Genomic DNA, 22,393 nt, shown 5'->3' with positions numbered 1-22,393 from the left:
ATTATTTAGCCTCCTTGCCAGATAACAGATAGACGATTTCAAGCGTAATTTCAGAAGCCATCTGTTGGACGTCCTCTTTTGTTACAGCTTGCCAGCCTGTAATGAGTTTTTCCGCCGTAAAATGCTCGTCTTGTTCTTTGTACTGATCGAACACTTCAATCTGTCCTCTTGCCGAGTCAAAAGCACTTTTAATACCGTTAGCAAGTAAGGCCTTCGTTTGGTCCAATTCTAAATCAGTAATATCACCTTGTTGGAGTGCCACTAATTGTTCTTTAATGAGAGTAACTGCCTTATCTTCCAGCTCTGCATCAATGCCTGCCATAACGTAAAGTAAGCCATAATGCGAAGCATAAGCACTCGATGCATAATACGCCATACTTTCCTTTTCACGCACATTCATAAACAACTTACTATGCGCAAAACCACCGAAAACACCATTGGTCACTTGCATTTTTGCGTAATCGGGATGGTGGAATGTCACGGGTGTACTAAAGCCAAGATGTAATTTCCCTTGCTTCATATCCTGCTGTTCACCAATATGTTGAACGGCCACTGGTTCGTTGACAATTGGTTGAGGAGTTGCTTGACGTTGACGGGCATTAAGAGTAAATGCAGCAGTAACTTTTTCAATCATATCGGCGATATCAATATCCCCCACGATGTAAATAACGACTTCGTCATTGTTTATCATATCGTTGTAGGCTGCAAATAGGTCAGCAGATGTCAGCGCACCTACGTCTGCTTCAGTCCCATACGATGAGGCAGATGCCGCGCTATTTGGGCGTATCAATTCAAGCATACGTTTTTGGGCATACCGTGTTTTATCATCATATACAGAACGAATCCTTTCGATGACTGAACGTTTTTCACGATTGACAATCGCTTCATCAAACTGGCCGTCCACTAAATTCGGATTGAAAATTGTTGTTTGAATAAGTCCAAGTACTTCGTCTAGAACGCCGCTTTCAGACAAATATTCCTCATTCACACATTCAGCGTACAGCGAAAAAATATGGGATTCGCCGCGTTTGGCAACATCCGTATATAGGACTGTGCCATATAATTCGTCCAATGCGTTGCGAAGCGCAGTCTGCGTTCGATAACGACCATTGGAATCTTGCAAAACATTGGACAACACAGTGCGTTGTGCTGATTTTTTTTCGTCAAGAGCTGTTTTCCATTTCACGGAGAAATTGACCGTTTTAAATTGGTCAGATTGGCGAATATATAATGTAACGCCTTCTTGAAGCTCAACTTTTTTAAACATATAAACACCTCTTGTTTTCGTTAATATGCGGAATCCTCACTTCACTATACATTCCGTTTGTCGAAATATGCAAATAAACTGTAGGGGGAACTATAGGATATGTACAAAAGCTCGTCTTTACACCTAAAAAGCTGCCCGAAATCTACAAAAGCAAGATTTCGTGGCAGCTCAATTGTTACCTTTGCCCTTTAATATAAGGTTGGCCATTTGCTTTTGGTGCATTCGCTTTTCCGATAAACCCTGCAAGTGCAAGAATCGTCAAGACGTATGGCAAAATATGCAAGTAGACAGAAGGTACATTTTCTAACAGTTCAATACCGGATGCACTAATGGCGAGTGCCTGTGCAAATCCGAAGAATAAGGCAGCACCCATCGCGCCAATCGGATGCCATTTCCCGAATATGAGCGCGGCCAATGCCATGAACCCTTGACCATTAATCGTTGAGTGGCTAAAATCGTTCGTCATTGTTTGCGAATAGATTGCTCCACCGATACCGGCAAGTCCACCCGAAATAATAACTGCAAAATAGCGAATTTTCGTCACATTGATTCCCATTGTATCAGCTGCCATTGGGTGTTCCCCAACCGACCGTAAACGCAGTCCAAATGGCGTTTTATAAATAATAAACCAAGCTAAGAATGCTAGCCCTATTGCTAAAAACGATGATCCGTAAACACCTTTAAAGAACAAAGGTCCTATAAACGGAATCTCATGTAAGAAAGGAACGTTGAAACGTGGAATACTATGTGTGATAAAGTCTGTTTGTCCTTTATCAAAAATCAATTTCACTGAAAATAGTGCAATCGCAACACCGAGCATATTGATAGCAACCCCAGATACAACCTGATCAGCACGGAATGAAATCGACGCTACCGCGTGCATAATCGAGAAGATGGCTGCCACAATCATCGCTGCAATCAATGCCAGCCATGGAGTCCAAGCACCGAATGTCTCTGCGAAAAATAGGTTGAAGAGAATACCGATGAAGGCCCCCATAACCATAAGCCCTTCCAGTCCAATATTAACAACACCCGAACGCTCAGAGAACAAACCACCAATTGCTGTGAAAATAAGAGGAGCAGCGTATGAAATTGTTAACGGAATGACAAAATAAAGTACGTCAAGAAAACTCATATCACTTCGCCTCCTTTTTCTTCTTCATTTTGCTTAGTAATACACGGATGATATAGCCTGAAGCAACAAAGAAGATAATAAGTGCAATAACGATGGAAACAATTTCAATCGGCACGCCAGCTTCATTCGGCATATTATTTGCACCATATTTTAACGAACCGAAAAGAGTAGCTCCAAAAATAACTCCAAGTGGCGTATTAGCACCGAGTAATGCGACGGCAATTCCGTCAAATCCTATTCCGGTAAACGCACCACGCGATACAATATTACCGAATGTCCCAAGTGCCTCCATTGCCCCTGCAAGCCCAGCGAAAGCACCCGATATAACCATAGATAGGACAATATTTTTCTTAACGTTCATTCCTGCATATTGTGAGGCGTGCTCATTAAATCCAACCGATTTCAGCTCATAGCCCATTTTGGTTTTCTCTAACATGAACCACATGACGACGACCATTATCAATGCGACAATGATTCCGTAATGCAAAGTAGAAAAATCAGTCAGATTGGATAAGAATTCCGAACGGAGTGATGCTGTCGGATGAATTTTATCAGTCTTATAGCCACCACCTGAAACCGTTTTAACAAGCGCGTTGACAGTATGAAGTGCAATATAGTTCATCATAATCGTTACGATAACTTCGTGTACATGCAATCTTGCCTTCAAAATTCCTGGTATGAATCCCCATAGTGCTCCTGCTACAGCTGCGGCAAGAAGTGCCAATGGTAAATGAATAATCTTAGGCAATTCAAATGCCATACCCACATAAGCGGCTGCAAACCAACCGACAATTAGCTGGCCCTCTACTCCAATATTGAATAAACCTGTGCGGAAGGCAAAAGCGACCGCAAGACCCGCTAAAATATATGGGCTGATTTGACGAATCGTTTCGCCGATAGAATACGGACTACCAAAAATCCCTTTCCAGAGCGCAATATACCCTGCAACCGGATCATGACCACTTAACAGCATGACAACTGCGCCTACGAGTAGACCCAAAATAATAGAAATAATCGGTACTAATAGTTTGATAACTCTATTGGACATCGTGCTCTCCACCTTCTTTCAGTACAACTTCATCTTTCGTATGTCCCGCCATCAAAAGCCCTAGTTCCTGTTCGTTAGTTTCTGATGGAATTACTGTATCGACAATCGTCCCATCATAAATAACTGCAATACGATCGGACACATTCATCACTTCATCCAATTCAAACGAAATGAGCAATACAGCTTTCCCATTATCACGTTGTTCAATCAATCTTTTATGAATAAACTCAATGGCCCCAACATCCAGACCACGCGTCGGCAACGCAGCAATGAGTAGGTCCGGATTACGATCTACTTCACGCCCGATAATCAGCTTCTGCTGGTTACCACCGGATAGCGCACGTGCAAGCTCGTGTTCTCCCTGCGTTCGTACATCAAATGTTTCAATGATCGTATTCGCTTTTTCAGAAATCTTCTTATAGTCAATAATGCCATTTTTAGATAGGGGCGCTTTGTAATAGGTTTGCAATGCCGCATTATAACCAACAGAAAAGTCTAACACTAAACCGTGCTTATGGCGGTCCTGTGGAATATGACCAATACCCGTTTCTGTAATGTCGCGAGGATTTTTCCCCGTCACATCCTGCTGGTTAATAGAAATCTTACCACTCTTCACTTTACGAAGACCGGTGATGGCTTCGATTAGCTCTGACTGTCCATTGCCGTCGATTCCTGCAATCCCAACAATCTCTCCTTTACGTACTGAAAGATTCAATCCCTTCACCTTTGGAATACCCCTGTAATCATCAACAACAAGATTTTCGACGCGAAGGACTTCCTCTTTTGGATAAGCTGGCCCTTTTTCTGTTTTAAATGTTACCTGACGCCCGACCATCAATGTCGCAAGCTCTTCAGGATTCGTTTCAGCCGTAATAACTGTACCAATTCCTTGTCCTTTACGAATAACTGTCACACGATCAGAGACGTCCATAATTTCTTGTAGCTTGTGCGTAATGATAATAATCGACTTTCCTTCATCAATCAATTTACGCATAATTGAAATGAGCTCATTGATTTCTTGTGGTGTTAATGAAGCCGTCGGTTCATCAAAAATAAGAATTTCTGCTCCCCGATAAAGCGTTTTCAAAATCTCAACCCGCTGCTGCATTCCAACCGAAATATCTTCTATCTTCGCATAAGGATCCACTTCGAGGCCATATAACTTCGAAATTTCAGCTACTTTTTTCGCTGCATCCTTAATGTTGATCATGCCCCTTTTTTTAGGTTCATTGCCAAGAATGATATTTTCAGTTACCGTCAAATTTTCAACGAGCATAAAGTGTTGGTGAACCATACCAATGCCCAGATTATTAGCGACGTTCGGATCTGTAATTGTTTCGACCTTGCCGCGCACTTTAATTTCCCCGCCATCAGGCTGATACAGTCCAAATAGCACGTTCATTAGCGTCGACTTTCCGGCACCATTCTCGCCTAGCAATGCATGAATTTCGCCTTTTTCCAATTGAAGCGTAATATTATCATTCGCAACGAAATTACCGAATTCTTTGCGAATGTTCAGCATTTCAATTACATGTTCCACTCGGTTCACTCCCTTGTATTCGTATATGTACGTTACAGTTATTTTTAAATTAACACAAGAAAAGAATCCCTTAACTACATTCAGTGGAGAAACCCACTGAATGTAGTTAAGGCCTCCAAGGAAGGATTCAGTTCAATCCTTCCCGGATGCCACAGATTTTGAATGGAGTTAATTGAGCAAGCTCAATTCAAAATCTCGGCACAATCACGCCGAGGCGTGATTGATCGGAATCCTTTCTTCTGTTAATTAAAAGGGAAATCATGAAGGCCATTTGACATCGACCTTCATGATCTCACAATACTTTACTTATAATTATTTGAATTCTGGTACTTCGATTTCACCAGCTGCGATTTTTTTCGTGAACTCTTCAATCTCAGCTAGAACATCTTCTGGAATTGCACCATGTGAGTCAGCAAGTGCAATCCCTTCGTCAGCAAGACCGAAAGTTGTTACTACTCCACCTGGGAAATCACCTTTAGCAGCAAGCTCTGCTGTGTTTTTAACTGCAATGTCAACACGTTTAAGCATTGAAGTCAACGTTATGTTTGTATCAGCATCTACTTGACCTTCGTCATATTGGTCTGAGTCTACACCGATTACCCATACATATGCATCTGGATCTGCTTTTTTACGCTCTTTTGCTTCCGCAAATACACCATTACCTGAACCACCAGCAGCGTGGAAAATAATATCTACGCCTGAAGAATACATACGGTTTGCAGCCATTTTACCAAGTTCCGCTTTTGCAAAGTCGCCTGTGTACTGAATATCAACTTTAATATCAGGTCTTACTGCTGCAACACCTGCAACAAATCCTGCTTCAAAACGATCGATTACTGGAATTTCCATACCACCAACAAAACCGATTTTATCAGATTTCGTCATACGAGCAGCAGCAACACCCGCAAGGAATGCTCCCTCTTGCTCTTTAAACATTAAGCTTGCAATGTTCGGTAGGTCAGACACTTCATCTACAAGTGCAAAGTTATTGTCTGGACGTTGTGTAGCAACTTCTTCAAGTGCATCTTTTAGCAAGAAACCAATTCCGAAAATTAAATCGAAATCACGTTGAACAAGTTTGTTTATGTTCGATGGGTATTCCGATTCTTCTTTTGACTGAAGGTAGTCGAAACCACCGTCACCTTTTGTAAGATTATTTTCTGCACCATATGCTTTAATACCTTCCCAAGCTGATGTGTTGAACGATTTGTCGTCAACCCCACCTGTATCTGTTACCATTGCAATCGAAAAAGTATCCTCTTTCGGTGTGTCTGTAGCTCCTGAACCTTCATTATCTTTCGCTTTATCCGTTCCACATGCGCCAAGAATTGTACCGGCAGCTAGAACCATTGACAAAGCAAGACCAAATTTGCGTTTGCTCATTGTTGACCCTCCCTATTTTTCTTTTTATAGTATGACGTGTTAACGTCTTATACCCTTTTTCGCACAACATGAAAGCTGAATTTATCAGCCCTGAAATAGTTCTTTGAGTAAAGGACCATTTCGCCTTCCTCACTGTAATGATGCTGTAAAAGAACAAGTAATGGAACATCCACACCACATCTCAAAATAGAAGAAACTTCATCGTCATAACCAACCGGTTCTATATGAGCGACCGCTTGTGCAATACGAATAGTACCCGATTTTTCAATGGCATCGAAAATGGATTCATTCAATAACTCATCCGTTCTTAACGGAATATTTTTTGAAAGTACTTGATCAATACAATAGACAACCGGTTCTTGATCGGCCGTTCTTACTCTTTTTATGGTCACGAGAGGATCACCTACGCTACAGTTGAACTTTTCCATGTTATCTTCACATGAATCTGTTTCTGTTACATCCAAAAAAATCGTTCCTGGTTCCATACCTGCAGCACGGATCATAGAAGATACACTGGATAAGTGTTCAATCCCTGAAGAAAATAACGGTTTGGGATTCACAAATGTGCCGACACCGTGCTTTCGCACAATCACTTTTTCCTCTTCTAGCACACGTAGCGCTTCCCGAAGTGTTGCACGGCTGACGCCTAACGTCCGAGCTAGTTCAAATTCTGAAGGGAACCTTGCATTCTCTTTGAAAATGCCTAATTCGATGTCGTTCTTCAATCGTTCAATGACTTGAACATAAAGATGTCTTTGATCCGCCTTTACCATCATTTCATCTCTCCCCTCTCAACGAGGTCAGACCTCTGATGTTAAACGTCACTACTAATCATCCATACTATATCACTTTCGTCATGCAAAATAAACAACATCTTAAAAAAATTATTAATACGTTCGTATTATGTGCTGTATTGTACCTATTTTGCCATACTACTTATCAATCACACCGAGGTGGAATTACGTCCGAATTTTTCGAGCTAAGGGCCAGCGCGATGCAAATCAGGTAACTGTTGTCAATTGAACAGTGAATCAGGGTGCGGCGAACTTAAGTTGCCTTCTTCTTAGCTCCCCTAGAAAATCTGTGATATCCGCTGAAGGCTTGATCTACATTCAGATCAAAAATCGTCTATTTCCCCTCTGCCAATTAAGACTTGACGTGGCTTACTCCCCTCAGGCGGCCCAACTACTCCACGTAGCTCCATCTGATCCACAATGCGTGCTGCTCTCGAATAACCGACCCGAAAACGGCGTTGAAGCATCGATACCGAGGCGGTCTGCATTTCTGTAACGAGTTGTACAGCATCGTCATACAGCTCGTCTGTTTCTTCATAGGCTGGTACTTCTTCAATATCTTGCGGAATCATTTCTTCTTGATACTGTGCCTTTTGTTGTTCAATTACAAAGTCAACAATGGCTTCCACCTCGCTGTCTGAAACGAACGCGCCTTGAATACGTACTGGTTTGGAAGCACCTGCTGGTAGAAATAGCATATCCCCTCTACCTAACAATTTTTCCGCCCCTCCACTATCCAAAATTGTTCGCGAGTCAATTGCAGACGATACGGCAAATGCTATGCGTGATGGAATGTTGGCTTTGATGATCCCTGTGATAACATCGACACTTGGACGTTGCGTCGCAATGATGAGATGAATTCCTGCCGCACGAGCCATTTGTGCTAATCGCGTAATTGAATCTTCCACGTCACTGGACGCGACCATCATCAGGTCTGCCAATTCATCGACAATAACGACGATATACGGCATACGCGGATGCTTCTCTTCATTCTCCTCATTCCATACCTCAATATGATCGTTATAGCCCTCAATATTTCGCGTACCCGTATGCGAAAATAATTCATAACGCCGCTCCATTTCAGAAACGACTTTTTGTAGCGCTTGAGATGCTTTTCGTGGGTCCGTAACGACGGGCGCTAGTAAATGTGGTACACCATTATAGACATTCAGTTCCACCATCTTGGGGTCAATCATCATCATTTTTACTTCATGCGGCTTAGCACGCATTAAAATACTAACGATAATACCATTGATGCAGACACTTTTCCCACTACCCGTCGAACCCGCAATAAGTACATGTGGCATTTTATTCAACTCGGCTAGCATCGCCTGCCCCGTCACGTCGCGCCCAAGTGAAATCATTAGTTTTGAATCTGGTCGATTATTTTCCTTTGCCTCGATGACTTCACGAAGGCTAACAACAGCAATCGAACTATTCGGCACCTCGATACCAATAGCAGACTTACCTGGAATCGGTGCCTCAATTCGAATACCATTTGCAGCAAGTGCCAGTGCAATATCATCTGCGAGGCTGACAATCCGGCTCACCTTTACACCTACATCTGGCAATACCTCATACTTTGTTACAGCAGGACCAAGATGCACCTGCGTCACTTTCGCTTTAACACCAAAGCTTAAAAATGTTCGCTCTAGCTTTTGGGCATTTGCTTGAATAGAATCATATTCCTCCGACTGATCAACGAGTGGCGTTTGCGTCAGCAAGGAGGCGGGAGGTAATATATAGGACTCGTTTTCTTCCTCACCTGCCACAGCTGCATACGGCACAATCTCGTCCGTCTCTGGCTGTTTTGTTGATGATGGTGATGAGGCTCCCCCCTCCACTTTCGCTTGCGACAGCTCTGCGACCTTCGCTTGCTCATCGCTCACAGGCTTGTCAATGCGCTCACTAAAGGCAGATATAATCGGCTGTGACACAACTTCTTCCATCTCCACTTCTGGAACAGCTAACGTCTCGACAGCTGTGGACCTTGCCGATTTCTTCGAACGAGTTACTCTCGACTCAGTCGCAGCTTTTGGTGTAGGTTTATCTTTTTTTGCAAATATATTCGTCAATGACTCCACTAGTTTTGGGAAGTAATCAACTAAATAGGGCACAAATGCTTTTCCGGTAATTAAAACAAGGCCAATTAACAATAATAAAACTCCCGCAACCATCGCCCCTGCTGAATCAAACAGTGAATGGAACAATGCAAATAGGATAGCTCCCACCATTCCGCCGCCTAGCGCACCACTTCTGGATACGATACCACCATTTGTGATGAGTACTTTCCACGTTTCTTTCAGTGCAGAATCCGTCAACAGCACTCGACTTGCGTGCAATTCTTTAAATAAGTAGACATGACTGAACAGCACCAAACTTGCTAGGATGAATAAACTCCCCCCGACAATACGATTTTTCCAACCACCCGCTTTGCGTTTAATCATAAACATTAACGCCTGCACAATGAGTAGCAGTGGAATCGCACTATGCCAATTTCCTAATATAAAACGAGAAACTGAGGATAAACCTCTGCCAACAATACCAAATTCAAAAATAATAATGACAGCAAGCCCCATCATCGCGAGGCCAATTACTTCGTATACTAACGGATTTAAGCTCGACGGCTTCTTTTTCTTTGCAGCCGATTTTTTCTTTTTCCTAGCCATTTCCCTCCTCCTTTCTACATTGAACGTGCCAGTTACTGACATCGGTATAGACTGTGCATTTTTCGAATTGGATAAAAAAAGGATTTCCCGCCGCTCAGACGGCAAGAAATCCTTCGGATCGGTCTTATAAATTGTTACGTATTAGTATTCCATAATAATTGGAATGATCATTGGTCTTCTTTTCGTTTGTTGATATAAATATGAACTTAGAGTATCGCGAATCTCTTGTTTAATGTTTGTCCATTCAAACGTCTCTTTATTCACATACTTCTCAACTATTTTTGTTACGAGTTTTGTTGATTCTTCGAATAACTCTTCTGATTCACGGACATACACAAATCCTCGGGACACAATTTCCGGTCCAGCTGCAATGCGTTTTTGTTTACGATTTAGCGTTACAACGACTGTGAAAATACCGTCCTGCGACAACAATTTACGGTCACGAAGCACGATATTACCTACATCCCCTACGCCAATTCCGTCAATGAGGATATTGCCTGCCTGAACGCGTCCACTCATGCGCATTTTATCGTTCTTATATTCAACGATATCACCTTTATCAGCAATGAAAACCTGTGATTTTTGAAGACCTGTCTCCTGCGCAAGCTTGGAGTGTGCGATAAGCATCCGGTATTCGCCTTGAATCGGGATGAAATACTTTGGCTGCATTAGGTTCAGCATGAGCTTCAAATCTTCCTGGCTACCATGACCCGATACGTGGACATTTTTACTCGCTGTCAATACAGTTGCGCCTGCTTTGGCAAGATCATTCATCGTTTGGTACATGGACACTTCCATACCCGGTGATGGCGTGAACGTAATTAACACTGTATCTGTTTCTTTAATGCGGATGTCTTTATGATGCTTACGCACAATTCGTTCAAGTGCATCCAGCGGCTCACCTTTATTACCTGTTACGATAATGACGACTTGGCTATCATCATATTTATCAATTTCTTTTACAGGGATGACAACATCATCTTTAATCGTCAAATAACCTAATTTGACACCAACTTCAAAGTAGCTTTCTAAACTTTTACCAACAACCGCTACTTTTTTGCCATTTTCAAAGGCTTTGTCAAACACTTGCTGGATTCGAATAAAGTTCGATGCGTAAAGCGCAACAAGAATTCGTCCTTCTGCTCCGTGAAATGTTTTGGACAGGCTGTTTTCGATGACTGATTCAGAAGTGGTATAACCAGGACGCTCCGCTTCAGATGAATCTGACATAAGGATGAAGACACCTTCTTCTCCGAGTGCCGCCATCTTCGAAATGTCTGGACGATACTTCCCTTGTGCAGACTGATCAAATTTGAATTCACCTGTATGCACAATTGCACCTTCACTCGTATGGAACACAATTCCAAGTGAATCTGGAATACTATGTGTTGTATGGAAAAACGTAACATGCGTGCTTTTGAAATTCATACGACTTTTGTTTGTCACTTCAAAGAACTTAACGTTTGGTGATGCAGGCATTTCCTTTAAATGTTCTTTTGCAAGTGCAATTGTCAATTTCGATCCATAGACAGGTGCTTGTACTTTTTGTAGTAAATATGCGATTGAACCAATTGCATCTTCGTGTCCGTGTGTGAGAAAAACACCTTTGACACGTTCTTTGTTTTCTTCAATATAAGAAATATCTGGAATAACAATGTCAATCCCAAGCATTTCTCCTTCTGGGAACATGAGTCCCGCATCGACGATGAATAGCTCCTCATCAATTTCGACGACGTACATTGCTTTCCCAATTTCCCCTACTCCACCGAGAGGGATGATTCTTATTAGTTCATTTTTAGTTTTTACCACATTTTTTCCTCCTATTACTCATTCCCGTCCATCACGACTATGTTTCATTATACGGGACAGAACCTTTCTGTACAAACAAAAAAAGCCGGTTATTACTACCGGCTTTAATTAAATGGGTTATTCCACTAAACTCGCTTCGGCGCTCGGGGATGCCTCCCGCCATAAGCCGAGCAGCTATCGCCGCTAGTCTTATGGCTTCGGCGACCCCTGTTAAGGCGCCTTTGCTGGTGTTGTATGATTTAATTATTTAAAAATAAGTTGGTTTTTTTGATAGTTTTCCCATACTTGATCGAAAGATATTTGCCCCTCATCGAAATCGACTAATGGTAGTCTGACACCACCTATTTCGATACCGATTTTTTCGAGTGCATATTTTATTGGTACTGGATTCGGTGCGGAGAAGATCGCATTAAATATAGGTAACAGCGTACGATGCATCGCGGCTGCTTGCGCTATTTGCCCATTTTTAAATGCGTTAATCATCTGCTGCATTTCTTTGCCGACTACATGTGCTGCGACTGAAATGACACCACTACCACCGATTGCTAGTAGTGGTAATGTTAACGCGTCATCACCGCTGTATACAGAAAATCCGTCATCTGTTCCTTCAATGATAGTCGACATTTGTTCAAGACTACCACTTGCCTCTTTCACAGCACGGATATTTTTAATTTTCGAAAGCTCGATAACTGTTTCAGGTTGCATATTGACAACAGACCGTCCTGGAATATTATAGAGCAGGACTGGTAACTTCGTTTCTCCTGCAATATGTGCAAAATGCGCGTACATGCCTCTTTGGTCTGGCTTATTATAATAGGGTGTTACCAACATGATGCCATCTGCACCGAGCTTTTCCGCCTGCTGTGTAAGCAAGACGGATTCCGCTGTACTATTTGTACCTGTACCTGCAATGACAGGAATTCGTTTGTTAACTTGCTTCACTGTAAACGACAATAATGCTCTTTTTTCCTGTGCTGTCACAGTTGGTGACTCACCAGTCGTCCCATTGACAACCAATGTATCTGTACCGTTTGCAATTAAATGCTCAATCAACTTTTCAACTCTTTTGTAATCGATGGTCCCTGTTTCTGAAAATGGAGTTACCATTGCCGTGCCTATCTGTCCAAGATTCAATGTGATCCATCCTTTACCGTATTATTGTCGAATGAGCTGTTCTGCAATTTGCACCGAGTTCAACGCGGCTCCTTTAAGCAAATTGTCCGAGACGATCCACATATGGAATCCTCCTGCATGATTCGGGTCTTTACGGATACGACCAACAAACACTTCGTCTTTTCCTTCTGCAAATAACGGCATTGGGTACAATTGTTGCTCCGGATTATCTTGGATAACAACCCCTGGAGCACCGTCCATGCTCGCACGGATGTCTTCCACTGTCACGCCCTCTTGGTTAACTTCAATATAAACGGACTCTGAATGTCCTGTCACAACCGGAAGTCGTACACAAGTTGCCACAACGGACATCTCTTTGTCTCCAAAAATCTTTTTCGTCTCATTCATCATTTTCAATTCTTCAAGTGTATAACCTGATGCATCAAAGGCATCAATTTGAGGGATGGCATTGAATGCGATTGGATAATGTTTCGCTGCTGACGCAGATGGTAAAATTTCCGCCTCATTCGTTACGCGCCCTTCGAATTTCTGGCTTTGGCTACTTAGTTCGTCAATCGCTTCTGCACCCGCTCCAGAAACAGCTTGATACGTTGACACGATAATACGATTGACACCGAATTTTTCTTTGACAGGCTGAAGCGCTGTTACCATTTGAATTGTTGAACAATTCGGATTGGCAATGATGCCTGCATGATTATTCAAAGCTTGCGCATTCACTTCTGGAACGACGAGTGGAATATTTTCCACCATACGGAATGCACTCGTATTATCAATGACGACCGCACCTCTTTTAACAGCTTCTGGTGCAAATTTTTCTGAAATAGATCCACCCGCACTAAAAAATGCGATGTCAACTCCTTCAAATGATTCTGGTACCGTTTCTTCCACAATATAAGTAAAACCACCTGCCGTAATTTCAGTTCCGGCAGATCGTTTGGATGCAAGCAGTTTAATTGATTGAGCCGGAAAATCTCTTTCAATTAGTTTCTCAAGAATTTTTGTACCGACAGCTCCTGTAGCACCGACGATTGCAACATTCACTTTATTCATCTCTATCTCCCTTTCAGCTTTTACGGATGTGTTAATAGTAAGACCTACGCAGTCCTCCACATTGTTGCAACATGTAACATGCTTCGCAGAAAAACTTTAGTCCTTTACACCGTTAGCAGTTCATTGGTGGAATTATATCATATCTACGAATATTCTGTGCTGTATTTTTATATTTTATCATGAATAATTAATAAAGGTTGGAGTTGACGATTGTCAAGCGCTGCTGCCGCAGTAGGTACCATCAGCGTAAAATCGGAGATGAGAGAATTCGGTTTACGAAACGGATCGTCCTGTCCAAACGGAATAAAAAAGACGTTTTTCATATTTAACAGCTTCATAATATTCATCGCATTCAAACCAAGTGCGTCATTCGTTGAAATACCGAGAACAACTGGACTCCCATTGCGTAATGTTGCTTTGGCCGCCATTAGGACGGGTGAATCTGTCGCCGCATTAGCAAATCTGCTAATTGAATTGCCAGTCATCGGCGCTATAATCATACAATCAACAGGTGTCGACGGACCAAATGGCTCTGCACCGACAATTGTCGAAATTACTTTTTCACCCGTTGCTTTCTCAATACGTGCAATCCACTCTTCCCCCGTGCCAAAACGCGTTGCAGCCGTCAATACAGAATGCGTAATAATCGGAACAACCGTTGCTCCCGCATCCTTAAGCGAATCGATAACAGGTAGTATCGCATCATACGTACAATGTGACGCCGTAATGCCAAGGCCAATTCTCTTCCCTTGTAGCATCGAGATCCCCTTTCATTTTCTAGACATCCCCTCGACGGTATCCGTCAAAATGGCTGCCGCATCAATCGGAAAATGTTTTCCTGGCAATCCGAGGAGTACTGTATAGTATTCGGACGAAAGAGGTTCCTTTAGGCAACCGGGTGCCGAAGCGAGATCAAAAATATGCAGCTCTGGATTCGTATTGATAGCAAGCCATTGTGCAGGAATGGTGTTAACGAGATTACCTGCCACGAGGTCAAAATCAGCTGTTAGCAGCTCTATTTCATAGCCTAAAGCAGCAGCTTCACTTAATTGCGTGATTGACCTTGCTACAACGGTTACATGCGCGCCAAGCGCAGCCAGTACATGCGCAGTCATTTTCCCTACCTTTCCAAAACCCGCCACTTTAAAGTGATTTCCCGCCATTTGACGTTTGACGCGTGCATAATATTCATGGACAAAAGCTTCCGCCGTCAATTTTGCATTTTGCCAGATAAACGATTCATCTTTCACATATGAATGGACCCGTAGTCCCGCATCCTCAAAAGGCTTGCGCCACTCCTCCGATGTAACACCTGTATACAACCGTGTTCCTTCGGCAAATAAGGCTACTGGAAGCGTCCCTGTTAGTTGTAAAATCGGGAAAATGACATGCTTCGGGGACAGGCGTATAATGCTTTCGCCTACTTGCTCTGTATACTGATTTGTCGCGATATGGTGACAATTATAGCCTCTCTCTTCTAGCATGGTGCAACAGGTTGCAAGTCTTGGATCTTCCCCTATTACGATCCATTCGTTATCTTTCATCCAGATTCACCCCATCCATGCTATGCGTTTTACCAAAAAGGATTCGATGTTCTCCAATCAACACAATTTCACTCCACGGGATAAACTCATCCGACTGGTCCTGACGATTCTTCAATGAAAAACGTCCAAGTTTCTTCTTAATTTCAAATCCAATAATATCCCCTGTTTTGCCATTAAAAATAAGGTCGGTATCCGCCAAAAAACCATAGCGGACCCCGTCCTCAACTTGAATTAGCTCTTTCTGTGCAAGCTCTGATAATAGCATCGCCATTCTCCTCTCCTACATTCCATCCATTATATGAATGAAAAGCGGAAAAGCTGACTGCTAAATTTCAAATGCCTTGACAGTATCTTCAGGGGCAATGATGGATATCGCTCGCTGGTGTGTAAAAATTTCATTGGCCATTCTGTATACATTGGCCACTTGAACTCCATCAATCAGCTCAACAACTTCATCAATCGTCCTATGCTCCTGTAAAATCAATTCATTCTTCCCATTACGATGCATTCTAGATTCCGAGCTTTCTAAACCTAATAAAAATCCGCCTTTTAATTGTTCCTTGGCATTATGCAATTCATTCTCCGTAATGCCGTTCTGTAAAATCGACGCGATAACCTCGTCTATCGTATCAGTTAATAGACCCAAATTTTCCGGCGATGTTCCCCCGTAAACAGCAAATACCCCAGTCGACTTGTATGCCGAATAATAAGAGTAGATAGAGTAAGCCAAACCACGCTCTTCGCGAACTTCTTGAAATAAACGTGAAGACATCGTGCCACCCAGTATACTGTCTAAAATAATAAGATCATGAATGCGTGCATCTTTTACCGTCAGTCCCGGATAGCCGATACAAATATGTGCTTGCTCAATATCTTTCGCTTTAACAGTCATTCCTGCATGGAATGCAGGGGCTTGGGTAGCTACCGGCTGTTCAATCTTCGCCTGTCGCTTAAATGAACCAAATTGCACCTTAATAAGTTGAATGAGGCGATCATCGAAATTTCCAGCAATAGAAATCACAATTTGTTCAGGTCTATACATGCGCTCCATAAATTGCTCAATCATCAGCTTATCAAAGGTGTTTATCGTCTGTTCATTACCCAAGACAGGCTTCCCCATCGCATCATCCGGGTACATTTCGCTCCATAGACGCTCATCGACATCATCATCCGGCGTGTCTTCAACAGCTGCGATTTCATCGAGGACAATCGACTTTTCTTTTGCAATTTCAGCTGAGTCAAACGCCGAATTGAAAAACATATCCGCTAAAACCGTTAAAGCACGAGGTGCATGATGTCCAAGCACCGTCGTATAATAGCAGGTCATTTCCTTCGACGTAAACGCGTTGACATCGCCACCGATGCGGTCAAATTCCTCCGCAATTGCTCGTGCGCTTCTCGTCGCTGTCCCTTTAAATAACATATGCTCAATGAAATGCGCAATGCCCGCCTCTGACTCCTGCTCATCCCCTGAACCTGCACCAACCCAAATTCCAAGTGCTACAGAGCGTACATAAGGCATTTTTTCATGAACAATTCGCACGCCATTTGGGCAAATATATTTTTCTATCATATGAATCCCCCTCAATAAGCTTACTTATATAGGTAAGAACAAAAAGCCTCCACCTTCATAATGAAGAGGGGCTTTCCATTCTATCGCTTGTACAAATTCAGTTTTTCTCTTTGCCCGCCGCTTCTTTTTCTTCAAGAATAACAGCTTTTCTAGACAAATTGACGCGTCCTTGGTTATCAATTTCAGTTACCTTGACAAACAACTCGTCACCAAGCTTCAAGACGTCTTCTACTACTTTTGTACGTTCTTCTGCAATTTCAGATACGTGAAGTAGCCCGTCTTTACCTGGGAATAACTCTAGGAAAGCACCAAATTTCTCAACGCGTTTTACTTTCGCCATGTAATATTCGCCAACTTTTGCTTCGCGAACAATATTTTCAATCATGGCTTTGGCTTTATTGTTCATATCGTTATTCGGAGAAGAAATGTAAATCGTACCATCTTGCTCTGTATCGATTTTAACATTCGTCTCTTCAATAATTTTGTTAATGACTTTTCCACCAGGTCCAATAACATCGCGGATTTTGTCTGGGTTAATTTTGATCATGATGATTTTCGGAGCAAATTCCGAAAGCTCAGTGCGTGGTGTACTAATTGCAGTCATCATATGATTCAATATTTTCAAACGGCCCACTTTAGCTTGCGCCAATGCTTCTTCTAAAATTTGACGAGACAGTCCGTCGATTTTAATGTCCATTTGAAGTGCTGTAATGCCTTGTTCAGTTCCAGCCACTTTGAAGTCCATATCGCCAAGATGGTCTTCCATCCCTTGAATATCGGAAAGTACAGAGTAGTTGTCCCCTTTTTTCACAAGACCCATTGCAATACCAGCAACCGGTGCTTTCAACGGAACACCCGCATCCATCATTGCCATTGTTGACGCACAAATAGAAGCCTGTGAAGATGAACCGTTGGATTCAAGAACTTCTGCAACTAAACGCATTGTGTATGGGAAATCTGTTTCATTTGGCAGAACAGCCGACAATGCGCGTTCTCCAAGTGCTCCGTGACCGATTTCACGACGACCTGGTCCACGGATTGGACCTGTTTCCCCAACACTGAAGTTCGGGAAATTATAATGGTGCATGAAGCGTTTGGATTCTTCAATGCCAAGACCATCGATGATTTGTACTTCACCTAATGCTCCTAGTGTACAAATGCTTAACGCCTGTGTTTGTCCGCGTGTAAAGAGACCTGAACCATGCGTACGTGGCAAAATGCCAACTTCAGAAGCAAGTGGGCGGATTTCATCCAAGCCGCGGCCATCCGGACGGATTTTTTCATCCGTAATCAAACGACGTACTTCTTCTTTCACAAGATGCTCCAAGACATTCTTCACTTGTTTCATCGTTGCTTCGTCAGCTTCTTCCGCCTCATAGCGTTCAATGACTGTGTTACGTACCGCATTGATCGCTTCTTCACGCGCGTGCTTTTCCTGTGTTTGGATTGCACTTACAAGATCTGCTTCGCAGCTAGCTTTAATATTAGCTAAAATTGTTTCATCCAATTGGAACAATGGAATATCAAGTTTTGCTTTACCGATTTCCGCGACAATTTTCTCTTGGAATTCGATAAGTTTAATGATTTCTTCATGCCCGAACATAATTGCTTCAAGAACTACGTCTTCCGCAACTTCCTTCGCGCCTGCCTCAACCATATTAATGGCATCTTTCGTTCCCGCAACGACAAGGTCAAGATCACTCTTATCTAGTTGTGCAGGTGTTGGGTTGACAATGAACTTCCCGTCGATACGTCCTACTTGAACGCCCGCAATTGGACCTTCAAACGGAATATCCGATACAGACAATGCTAGTGAAGAACCAAGCATTGCAGCCATCTCAGATGAGCAGTCCTGGTCGACTGACATCACAAGAGAAATGACCTGAACGTCATTACGGAAGCCGTCTGCGAATAAAGGACGGATTGGACGGTCAATGAGGCGGCTTGTTAAAACAGCCTTATCAGATGGACGTCCTTCACGTTTCAAGAAGCCCCCCGGAATTTTCCCAACCGCGTACATACGCTCTTCATAGTTCACCGTAAGTGGGAAGAAATCCAACCCCCGTGAATTTTTTGAAGTTGTTGCTGTCGAAAGTACTGTTGTATCTCCGTAACGAACGAGTACTGCTCCGTTCGCCTGTTTCGCAAGTTGACCCGTTTCAATTGTTAACGGACGACCCGCCCAATCAAGTGTATAGACTTTTTTCTCTGTCATTATAGAACTCCTCTCCATATTCCAGCCTGAACTGTATACGTTATATGTATTAATAGTAGTGTAAGTGATAGCGCTCAGTGAATACAAGTTTTTATCATCATTAACCGACACCATGGCACATTTGTACAGTATACCACTTTTTTGTGGATTCTAATATAGGATAGGCATAATTAATGAGGTTTTGATTTATTGTAGGGAAATCAAAATCAAATACGTCGAAGGATTTGCCGGTTGAATGCAGGGGCAAATCGCTAAATACACACAAAAAAGCGAGCACTAGGCTCGCTTTTCAGGTTGTCTTATTAACGGCGTAGGCCGAGTTTAGCAATAAGATCACGGTAACGTTGTACTTCTGTTTCACGTAGGAAACGAAGAAGTCTACGACGAGTACCAATCATTTTCAAAAGTCCACGACGTGAGTGGTGGTCTTTCTTATGAGTTTTAAGGTGCTCTGTTAAGTTATTGATCTCTTCTGTAAGGACAGCGATCTGAACATCTGCTGATCCAGTATCGTTGTCGTGAATTTTGAATTCGTTGATCAATTCATGTTTACGCTCTTGTGTAATAGCCATCCTTTTCACCTCCAAATAATGAAATATCCCCGGTTCCCGAGCAAACGTTGGTGATTCGTGTTGCCAAGGAATGGTTCGTGCACATTGGCACTCATTTATAATACCATGACGATTTTTGAATTGCAACAGTCATACTACTCTAATCAATTACGCCTCGGCGTAATTACGTCCAAATTTTGAATTGTGCCCGCAGGATACGGGTATGCAGTCGTTGCGAATCGAACAGCGAAGGGTTCGATTTGCCGTATTTCTGCGTTCTATGCAGAAATCAAGGCACTTTCAGGACGTCGCGTTCTTAGACTGCCTTCCCTTCAAAATTTGTGACATCCGCCGGAGGCTTGACTCAAGTTAATATGTCTCTTGCTTGTTCTTTATCTATAACCATTTGTTCAATTAATGCATCTACTGAATCAAACTTTTCCTCAGGTCTTAAATATTTGATCCAATCAACAGCGGCTTCTTTGCCATATAAATCGCCATCAAAGTCGAGAACATTCACTTCCACTATAGGCGGGATTCCCGATTCGTGGAAGGTTGGCTTTACACCGACACTGCATACGCCATTACGCGTGATGCCATCTGTTGTGAAGCGCACGGCATAGACCCCGTTAGCAGGTAACACCGTGTGGTTCTCTGGCGAAACATTCGCCGTTGGAAAACCAAGCAGGCGCCCACGTTTTTCACCATGGACAACGACACCAACCGTCCGGAACGGTCTGCCGAGTAGTAATGCCGTCTCCTCAACATTCCCCACTGCCAGTAGCTGACGAATGCGCGTCGATGAAATCTTCTCTTCTTGGTCCGTTACCTTCTCAATGACCGTCGTGCCAAAAGCCCCGTCCGCCAGTGCCGCCATCTGTTCCATCGTGCCGGCACCCTTTGAGCCAAATGTATAGTCAAATCCGGCTGTGACGTGTTTAATCGGAAGCCCTTTCATGAAAATATCCACAAACTGCTTTGGCGATAGTGATGCTAGAGCCCAATCAAATGTCACGATAAATAATGCATCAATCCCCATCGTTTCAAGTAATCGTGCTTTCTCAGGGTATTGTGTAATATAACCTACCTTATTGTCACCGTCACCGAATAAATGCGATGGATGCGGGTCAAATGTCATCACAGCTGAACGAATACCGAGTTCTGCCGCTTTCTTTTTTGCTTCAGCAATGACCGTCTGATGTCCTTTATGTAAGCCGTCAAAAAAGCCAATGGCAAGCGAGTATTGTTCGGTACTATCTATGTCAATCGTTCCCGGATAATGCAATTTGTAAATATCCATTGTTGTTCCTCCTTACCTATTACTACACGTTCAGTGGAAACATCTTTTCCGGCTTCATTTGGCCCGGTTTAGTAGGATGTTTCATATATACCGCAATTGCCTTGTCCTTCGCCGTAAAGACAATAAATTCATTAGCTTGTAGCAATGGATGCTCTGGCAATACTTGACCGTTCATAACTTTATCATACAGATCTTCACTAATTTCAACACTCGGAAAGCCAGCTAAAGCATCTTCAAGAGGACGTAGTATCGCTGCGATTCTGCCCTCTTCTTGCAATTGCCTTACTTCATCCAACGTGCGGCAATCTAACTGTCTATATGTCCCTGACGCAGTCCTAACGAGTGACGCCATATGCGCAGGGTAACCAAGTAGTTCACCAATCTGCACCGCAAGCGTCCGGATATATGTCCCTTTACCACAAGCAACCCGAATACGGAACTGAACTTCTTCCCCTTCGTACAATTGTACAGGGTCAAGCAGTTCAATGTCATGAATCAAGACCTTACGCATCGGACGTTCGACTTCAATTCCTTTGCGCGCATACTCATAGAGTCTACGACCATTTACTTTCACCGCAGAATACATCGGTGGAATTTGCGTAATTTTGCCGGTCAATTGAGCAAGCGCTTCTTCTATTTGACTTTGTGTAATTTGTTTGAGCGTTAAATCAGAAGCAACAACCTCGCCATCTGCATCTTCGGTTTCAGTTGCCTTTCCAATCGATACGACCGCCACATACTCCTTACCGGAATCCGTTACATACTCTGCCACTTTCGTTGCTTGTCCAATACAAATGGGTAACACACCTTCTACACTTGGATCGAGTGTGCCTGTATGACCTACTTTTTTTGTCCCTAAAATTTTACGCAATTTAAAAACACAATCATGCGAGGTCATCCCTTTTTCTTTCCAAAGAGGAAGTATTCCGTTCATGATGCAACCTCCTTTATATGTAAAGAGAGGAAGCCGGAAAGTCCTTGTGGACACCGACTTCCTCCATTTTTATTAGCTGAATTTCTTCTTATTCATCCTGTCCGTCTTTCACTTGTCTAAGAAGTGAATCGATTCGATTGCCGTATGCAACGGATTCATCAAATTCGAATTTAATCTCAGGTGTGATGCGGAGTCTGATTCGCTGACCAATCTCTGTGCGAATAAAACCCTTCGCTTTGTTGAGACCTTTTAACGTATCTTCCTTTTCCCGCTCTTTTCCGAGAACAGAGATAAAAATCGTTGCTTGTTGAAGGTCACCAGTTACCTCGACATCGGTTATCGTAAGGAAACCAATTCGTGGATCTTTTACTTTGTTACCGATGATATCACCAAGTTCTTTTTTCATCTGTTCTGCGACACGGTTAGCACGCATTGACATGGATGGTC

The 22,393-nt window shown here is 42.8% G+C and carries 19 protein-coding genes; all 19 read right to left on the bottom strand.

Annotation, left to right across the window (positions count from 1 at the left end):
* Position 1 precedes the first annotated feature (1 nt).
* A complete protein-coding gene (yfmF, locus tag R2B77_RS04215) occupies positions 2-1,267 on the bottom strand; it encodes an EF-P 5-aminopentanol modification-associated protein YfmF (protein WP_203246282.1) in 1,266 nt (421 codons plus the stop codon).
* A 175-nt stretch (positions 1,268-1,442) separates the two neighbouring features.
* Positions 1,443-2,402 carry an ABC transporter permease gene (locus tag R2B77_RS04210; protein ID WP_203246281.1) on the bottom strand — a complete coding sequence of 320 codons (960 nt, stop codon included), beginning with the start codon at positions 2,400-2,402 and terminating at the stop codon, positions 1,443-1,445.
* A 1-nt stretch (position 2,403) separates the two neighbouring features.
* On the bottom strand, positions 2,404-3,450 hold the full coding sequence (locus R2B77_RS04205; RefSeq protein ID WP_203246280.1) for an ABC transporter permease: 1,047 nt from the start codon (positions 3,448-3,450) through the stop codon (positions 2,404-2,406).
* The gene (locus R2B77_RS04200; protein WP_203246279.1) at positions 3,440-4,990 is read right to left on the bottom strand and encodes an ABC transporter ATP-binding protein; all 1,551 of its coding nucleotides are present in this window, start codon (positions 4,988-4,990) and stop codon (positions 3,440-3,442) included. Before R2B77_RS04200 ends, R2B77_RS04205 begins: the two co-directional genes overlap by 11 nt.
* A gap of 312 nt (positions 4,991-5,302) precedes the next feature.
* Positions 5,303-6,373: a BMP family lipoprotein gene (locus R2B77_RS04195; RefSeq protein WP_203246278.1), complete on the bottom strand. Its 1,071-nt coding sequence runs from the start codon at positions 6,371-6,373 to the stop codon at positions 5,303-5,305.
* A gap of 47 nt (positions 6,374-6,420) precedes the next feature.
* On the bottom strand, positions 6,421-7,149 hold the full coding sequence (locus R2B77_RS04190; RefSeq protein WP_203246277.1) for a GntR family transcriptional regulator: 729 nt from the start codon (positions 7,147-7,149) through the stop codon (positions 6,421-6,423).
* Positions 7,150-7,490: 341 nt separating this feature from the next.
* Complete coding sequence (locus R2B77_RS04185; RefSeq protein ID WP_203246276.1) at positions 7,491-9,836, bottom strand: DNA translocase FtsK; 2,346 nt, start codon at positions 9,834-9,836, stop codon at positions 7,491-7,493.
* Positions 9,837-9,977: 141 nt separating this feature from the next.
* Positions 9,978-11,645 (bottom strand): ribonuclease J, encoded by a 1,668-nt coding sequence (locus R2B77_RS04180; RefSeq protein WP_322555649.1) that lies wholly within the window; start codon positions 11,643-11,645, stop codon positions 9,978-9,980.
* Between the two features lie 243 nt (positions 11,646-11,888).
* Entirely contained in the window at positions 11,889-12,779 is an 891-nt protein-coding gene (gene dapA / locus R2B77_RS04175) for a 4-hydroxy-tetrahydrodipicolinate synthase (RefSeq protein WP_203246275.1), read from the bottom strand.
* Between the two features lie 21 nt (positions 12,780-12,800).
* On the bottom strand, positions 12,801-13,835 hold the full coding sequence (locus R2B77_RS04170) for an aspartate-semialdehyde dehydrogenase (RefSeq protein ID WP_404830733.1): 1,035 nt from the start codon (positions 13,833-13,835) through the stop codon (positions 12,801-12,803).
* 161 nt (positions 13,836-13,996) lie between these two features.
* Entirely contained in the window at positions 13,997-14,587 is a 591-nt protein-coding gene (locus R2B77_RS04165; protein ID WP_203246273.1) for a dipicolinate synthase subunit B, read from the bottom strand.
* Between the two features lie 12 nt (positions 14,588-14,599).
* Positions 14,600-15,373: a hypothetical protein gene (locus R2B77_RS04160; protein WP_203246272.1), complete on the bottom strand. Its 774-nt coding sequence runs from the start codon at positions 15,371-15,373 to the stop codon at positions 14,600-14,602.
* Positions 15,363-15,644 (bottom strand): YlmC/YmxH family sporulation protein, encoded by a 282-nt coding sequence (locus R2B77_RS04155; RefSeq protein ID WP_203246271.1) that lies wholly within the window; start codon positions 15,642-15,644, stop codon positions 15,363-15,365. The genes R2B77_RS04160 and R2B77_RS04155 overlap by 11 nt, the downstream gene beginning before the upstream one ends.
* A 54-nt stretch (positions 15,645-15,698) precedes the next feature.
* Complete coding sequence (locus R2B77_RS04150) at positions 15,699-16,946, bottom strand: M16 family metallopeptidase (protein ID WP_203246270.1); 1,248 nt, start codon at positions 16,944-16,946, stop codon at positions 15,699-15,701.
* 97 nt (positions 16,947-17,043) lie between these two features.
* Entirely contained in the window at positions 17,044-19,161 is a 2,118-nt protein-coding gene (gene pnp / locus R2B77_RS04145) for a polyribonucleotide nucleotidyltransferase (RefSeq protein WP_203246269.1), read from the bottom strand.
* 302 nt (positions 19,162-19,463) lie between these two features.
* Positions 19,464-19,733 (bottom strand): 30S ribosomal protein S15, encoded by a 270-nt coding sequence (gene rpsO / locus R2B77_RS04140; protein WP_203246268.1) that lies wholly within the window; start codon positions 19,731-19,733, stop codon positions 19,464-19,466.
* 343 nt (positions 19,734-20,076) lie between these two features.
* Positions 20,077-21,012 carry a bifunctional riboflavin kinase/FAD synthetase gene (locus tag R2B77_RS04135; RefSeq protein ID WP_203246267.1) on the bottom strand — a complete coding sequence of 312 codons (936 nt, stop codon included), beginning with the start codon at positions 21,010-21,012 and terminating at the stop codon, positions 20,077-20,079.
* A 22-nt stretch (positions 21,013-21,034) separates the two neighbouring features.
* Entirely contained in the window at positions 21,035-21,946 is a 912-nt protein-coding gene (truB, locus tag R2B77_RS04130; protein ID WP_203246266.1) for a tRNA pseudouridine(55) synthase TruB, read from the bottom strand.
* A gap of 88 nt (positions 21,947-22,034) precedes the next feature.
* Positions 22,035-22,385: a 30S ribosome-binding factor RbfA gene (gene rbfA / locus R2B77_RS04125; protein WP_203246265.1), complete on the bottom strand. Its 351-nt coding sequence runs from the start codon at positions 22,383-22,385 to the stop codon at positions 22,035-22,037.
* Between the last annotated feature and the right edge of the window lie 8 nt (positions 22,386-22,393).

It is taken from the genome of Sporosarcina beigongshangi (genome assembly GCF_033485195.1).
Lineage (GTDB): Bacteria > Bacillota > Bacilli > Bacillales_A > Planococcaceae > Sporosarcina > Sporosarcina beigongshangi.
This window is presented reverse-complemented; position numbering and strand designations above follow the sequence as displayed.

What these genes read in the sequence shown, in the direction of transcription:
- yfmF (WP_203246282.1), bottom strand. Translation starts at nt 1,267, where the DNA reads ATGTTTAAAAAAGTTGAGCTTCAAGAAGGCGTTACATTATATATTCGC.
- R2B77_RS04210 (WP_203246281.1), bottom strand. Translation starts at nt 2,402, where the DNA reads ATGAGTTTTCTTGACGTACTTTATTTTGTCATTCCGTTAACAATTTCA.
- R2B77_RS04205 (WP_203246280.1), bottom strand. Translation starts at nt 3,450, where the DNA reads ATGTCCAATAGAGTTATCAAACTATTAGTACCGATTATTTCTATTATT.
- R2B77_RS04195 (WP_203246278.1), bottom strand. Translation starts at nt 6,373, where the DNA reads ATGAGCAAACGCAAATTTGGTCTTGCTTTGTCAATGGTTCTAGCTGCC.
- R2B77_RS04190 (WP_203246277.1), bottom strand. Translation starts at nt 7,149, where the DNA reads ATGATGGTAAAGGCGGATCAAAGACATCTTTATGTTCAAGTCATTGAA.
- R2B77_RS04185 (WP_203246276.1), bottom strand. Translation starts at nt 9,836, where the DNA reads ATGGCTAGGAAAAAGAAAAAATCGGCTGCAAAGAAAAAGAAGCCGTCG.
- R2B77_RS04165 (WP_203246273.1), bottom strand. Translation starts at nt 14,587, where the DNA reads ATGCTACAAGGGAAGAGAATTGGCCTTGGCATTACGGCGTCACATTGT.
- R2B77_RS04160 (WP_203246272.1), bottom strand. Translation starts at nt 15,373, where the DNA reads ATGAAAGATAACGAATGGATCGTAATAGGGGAAGATCCAAGACTTGCA.
- R2B77_RS04155 (WP_203246271.1), bottom strand. Translation starts at nt 15,644, where the DNA reads ATGGCGATGCTATTATCAGAGCTTGCACAGAAAGAGCTAATTCAAGTT.
- R2B77_RS04150 (WP_203246270.1), bottom strand. Translation starts at nt 16,946, where the DNA reads ATGATAGAAAAATATATTTGCCCAAATGGCGTGCGAATTGTTCATGAA.
- pnp (WP_203246269.1), bottom strand. Translation starts at nt 19,161, where the DNA reads ATGACAGAGAAAAAAGTCTATACACTTGATTGGGCGGGTCGTCCGTTA.
- rpsO (WP_203246268.1), bottom strand. Translation starts at nt 19,733, where the DNA reads ATGGCTATTACACAAGAGCGTAAACATGAATTGATCAACGAATTCAAA.
- R2B77_RS04135 (WP_203246267.1), bottom strand. Translation starts at nt 21,012, where the DNA reads ATGGATATTTACAAATTGCATTATCCGGGAACGATTGACATAGATAGT.
- truB (WP_203246266.1), bottom strand. Translation starts at nt 21,946, where the DNA reads ATGAACGGAATACTTCCTCTTTGGAAAGAAAAAGGGATGACCTCGCAT.
- rbfA (WP_203246265.1), bottom strand. Translation starts at nt 22,385, where the DNA reads ATGTCAATGCGTGCTAACCGTGTCGCAGAACAGATGAAAAAAGAACTT.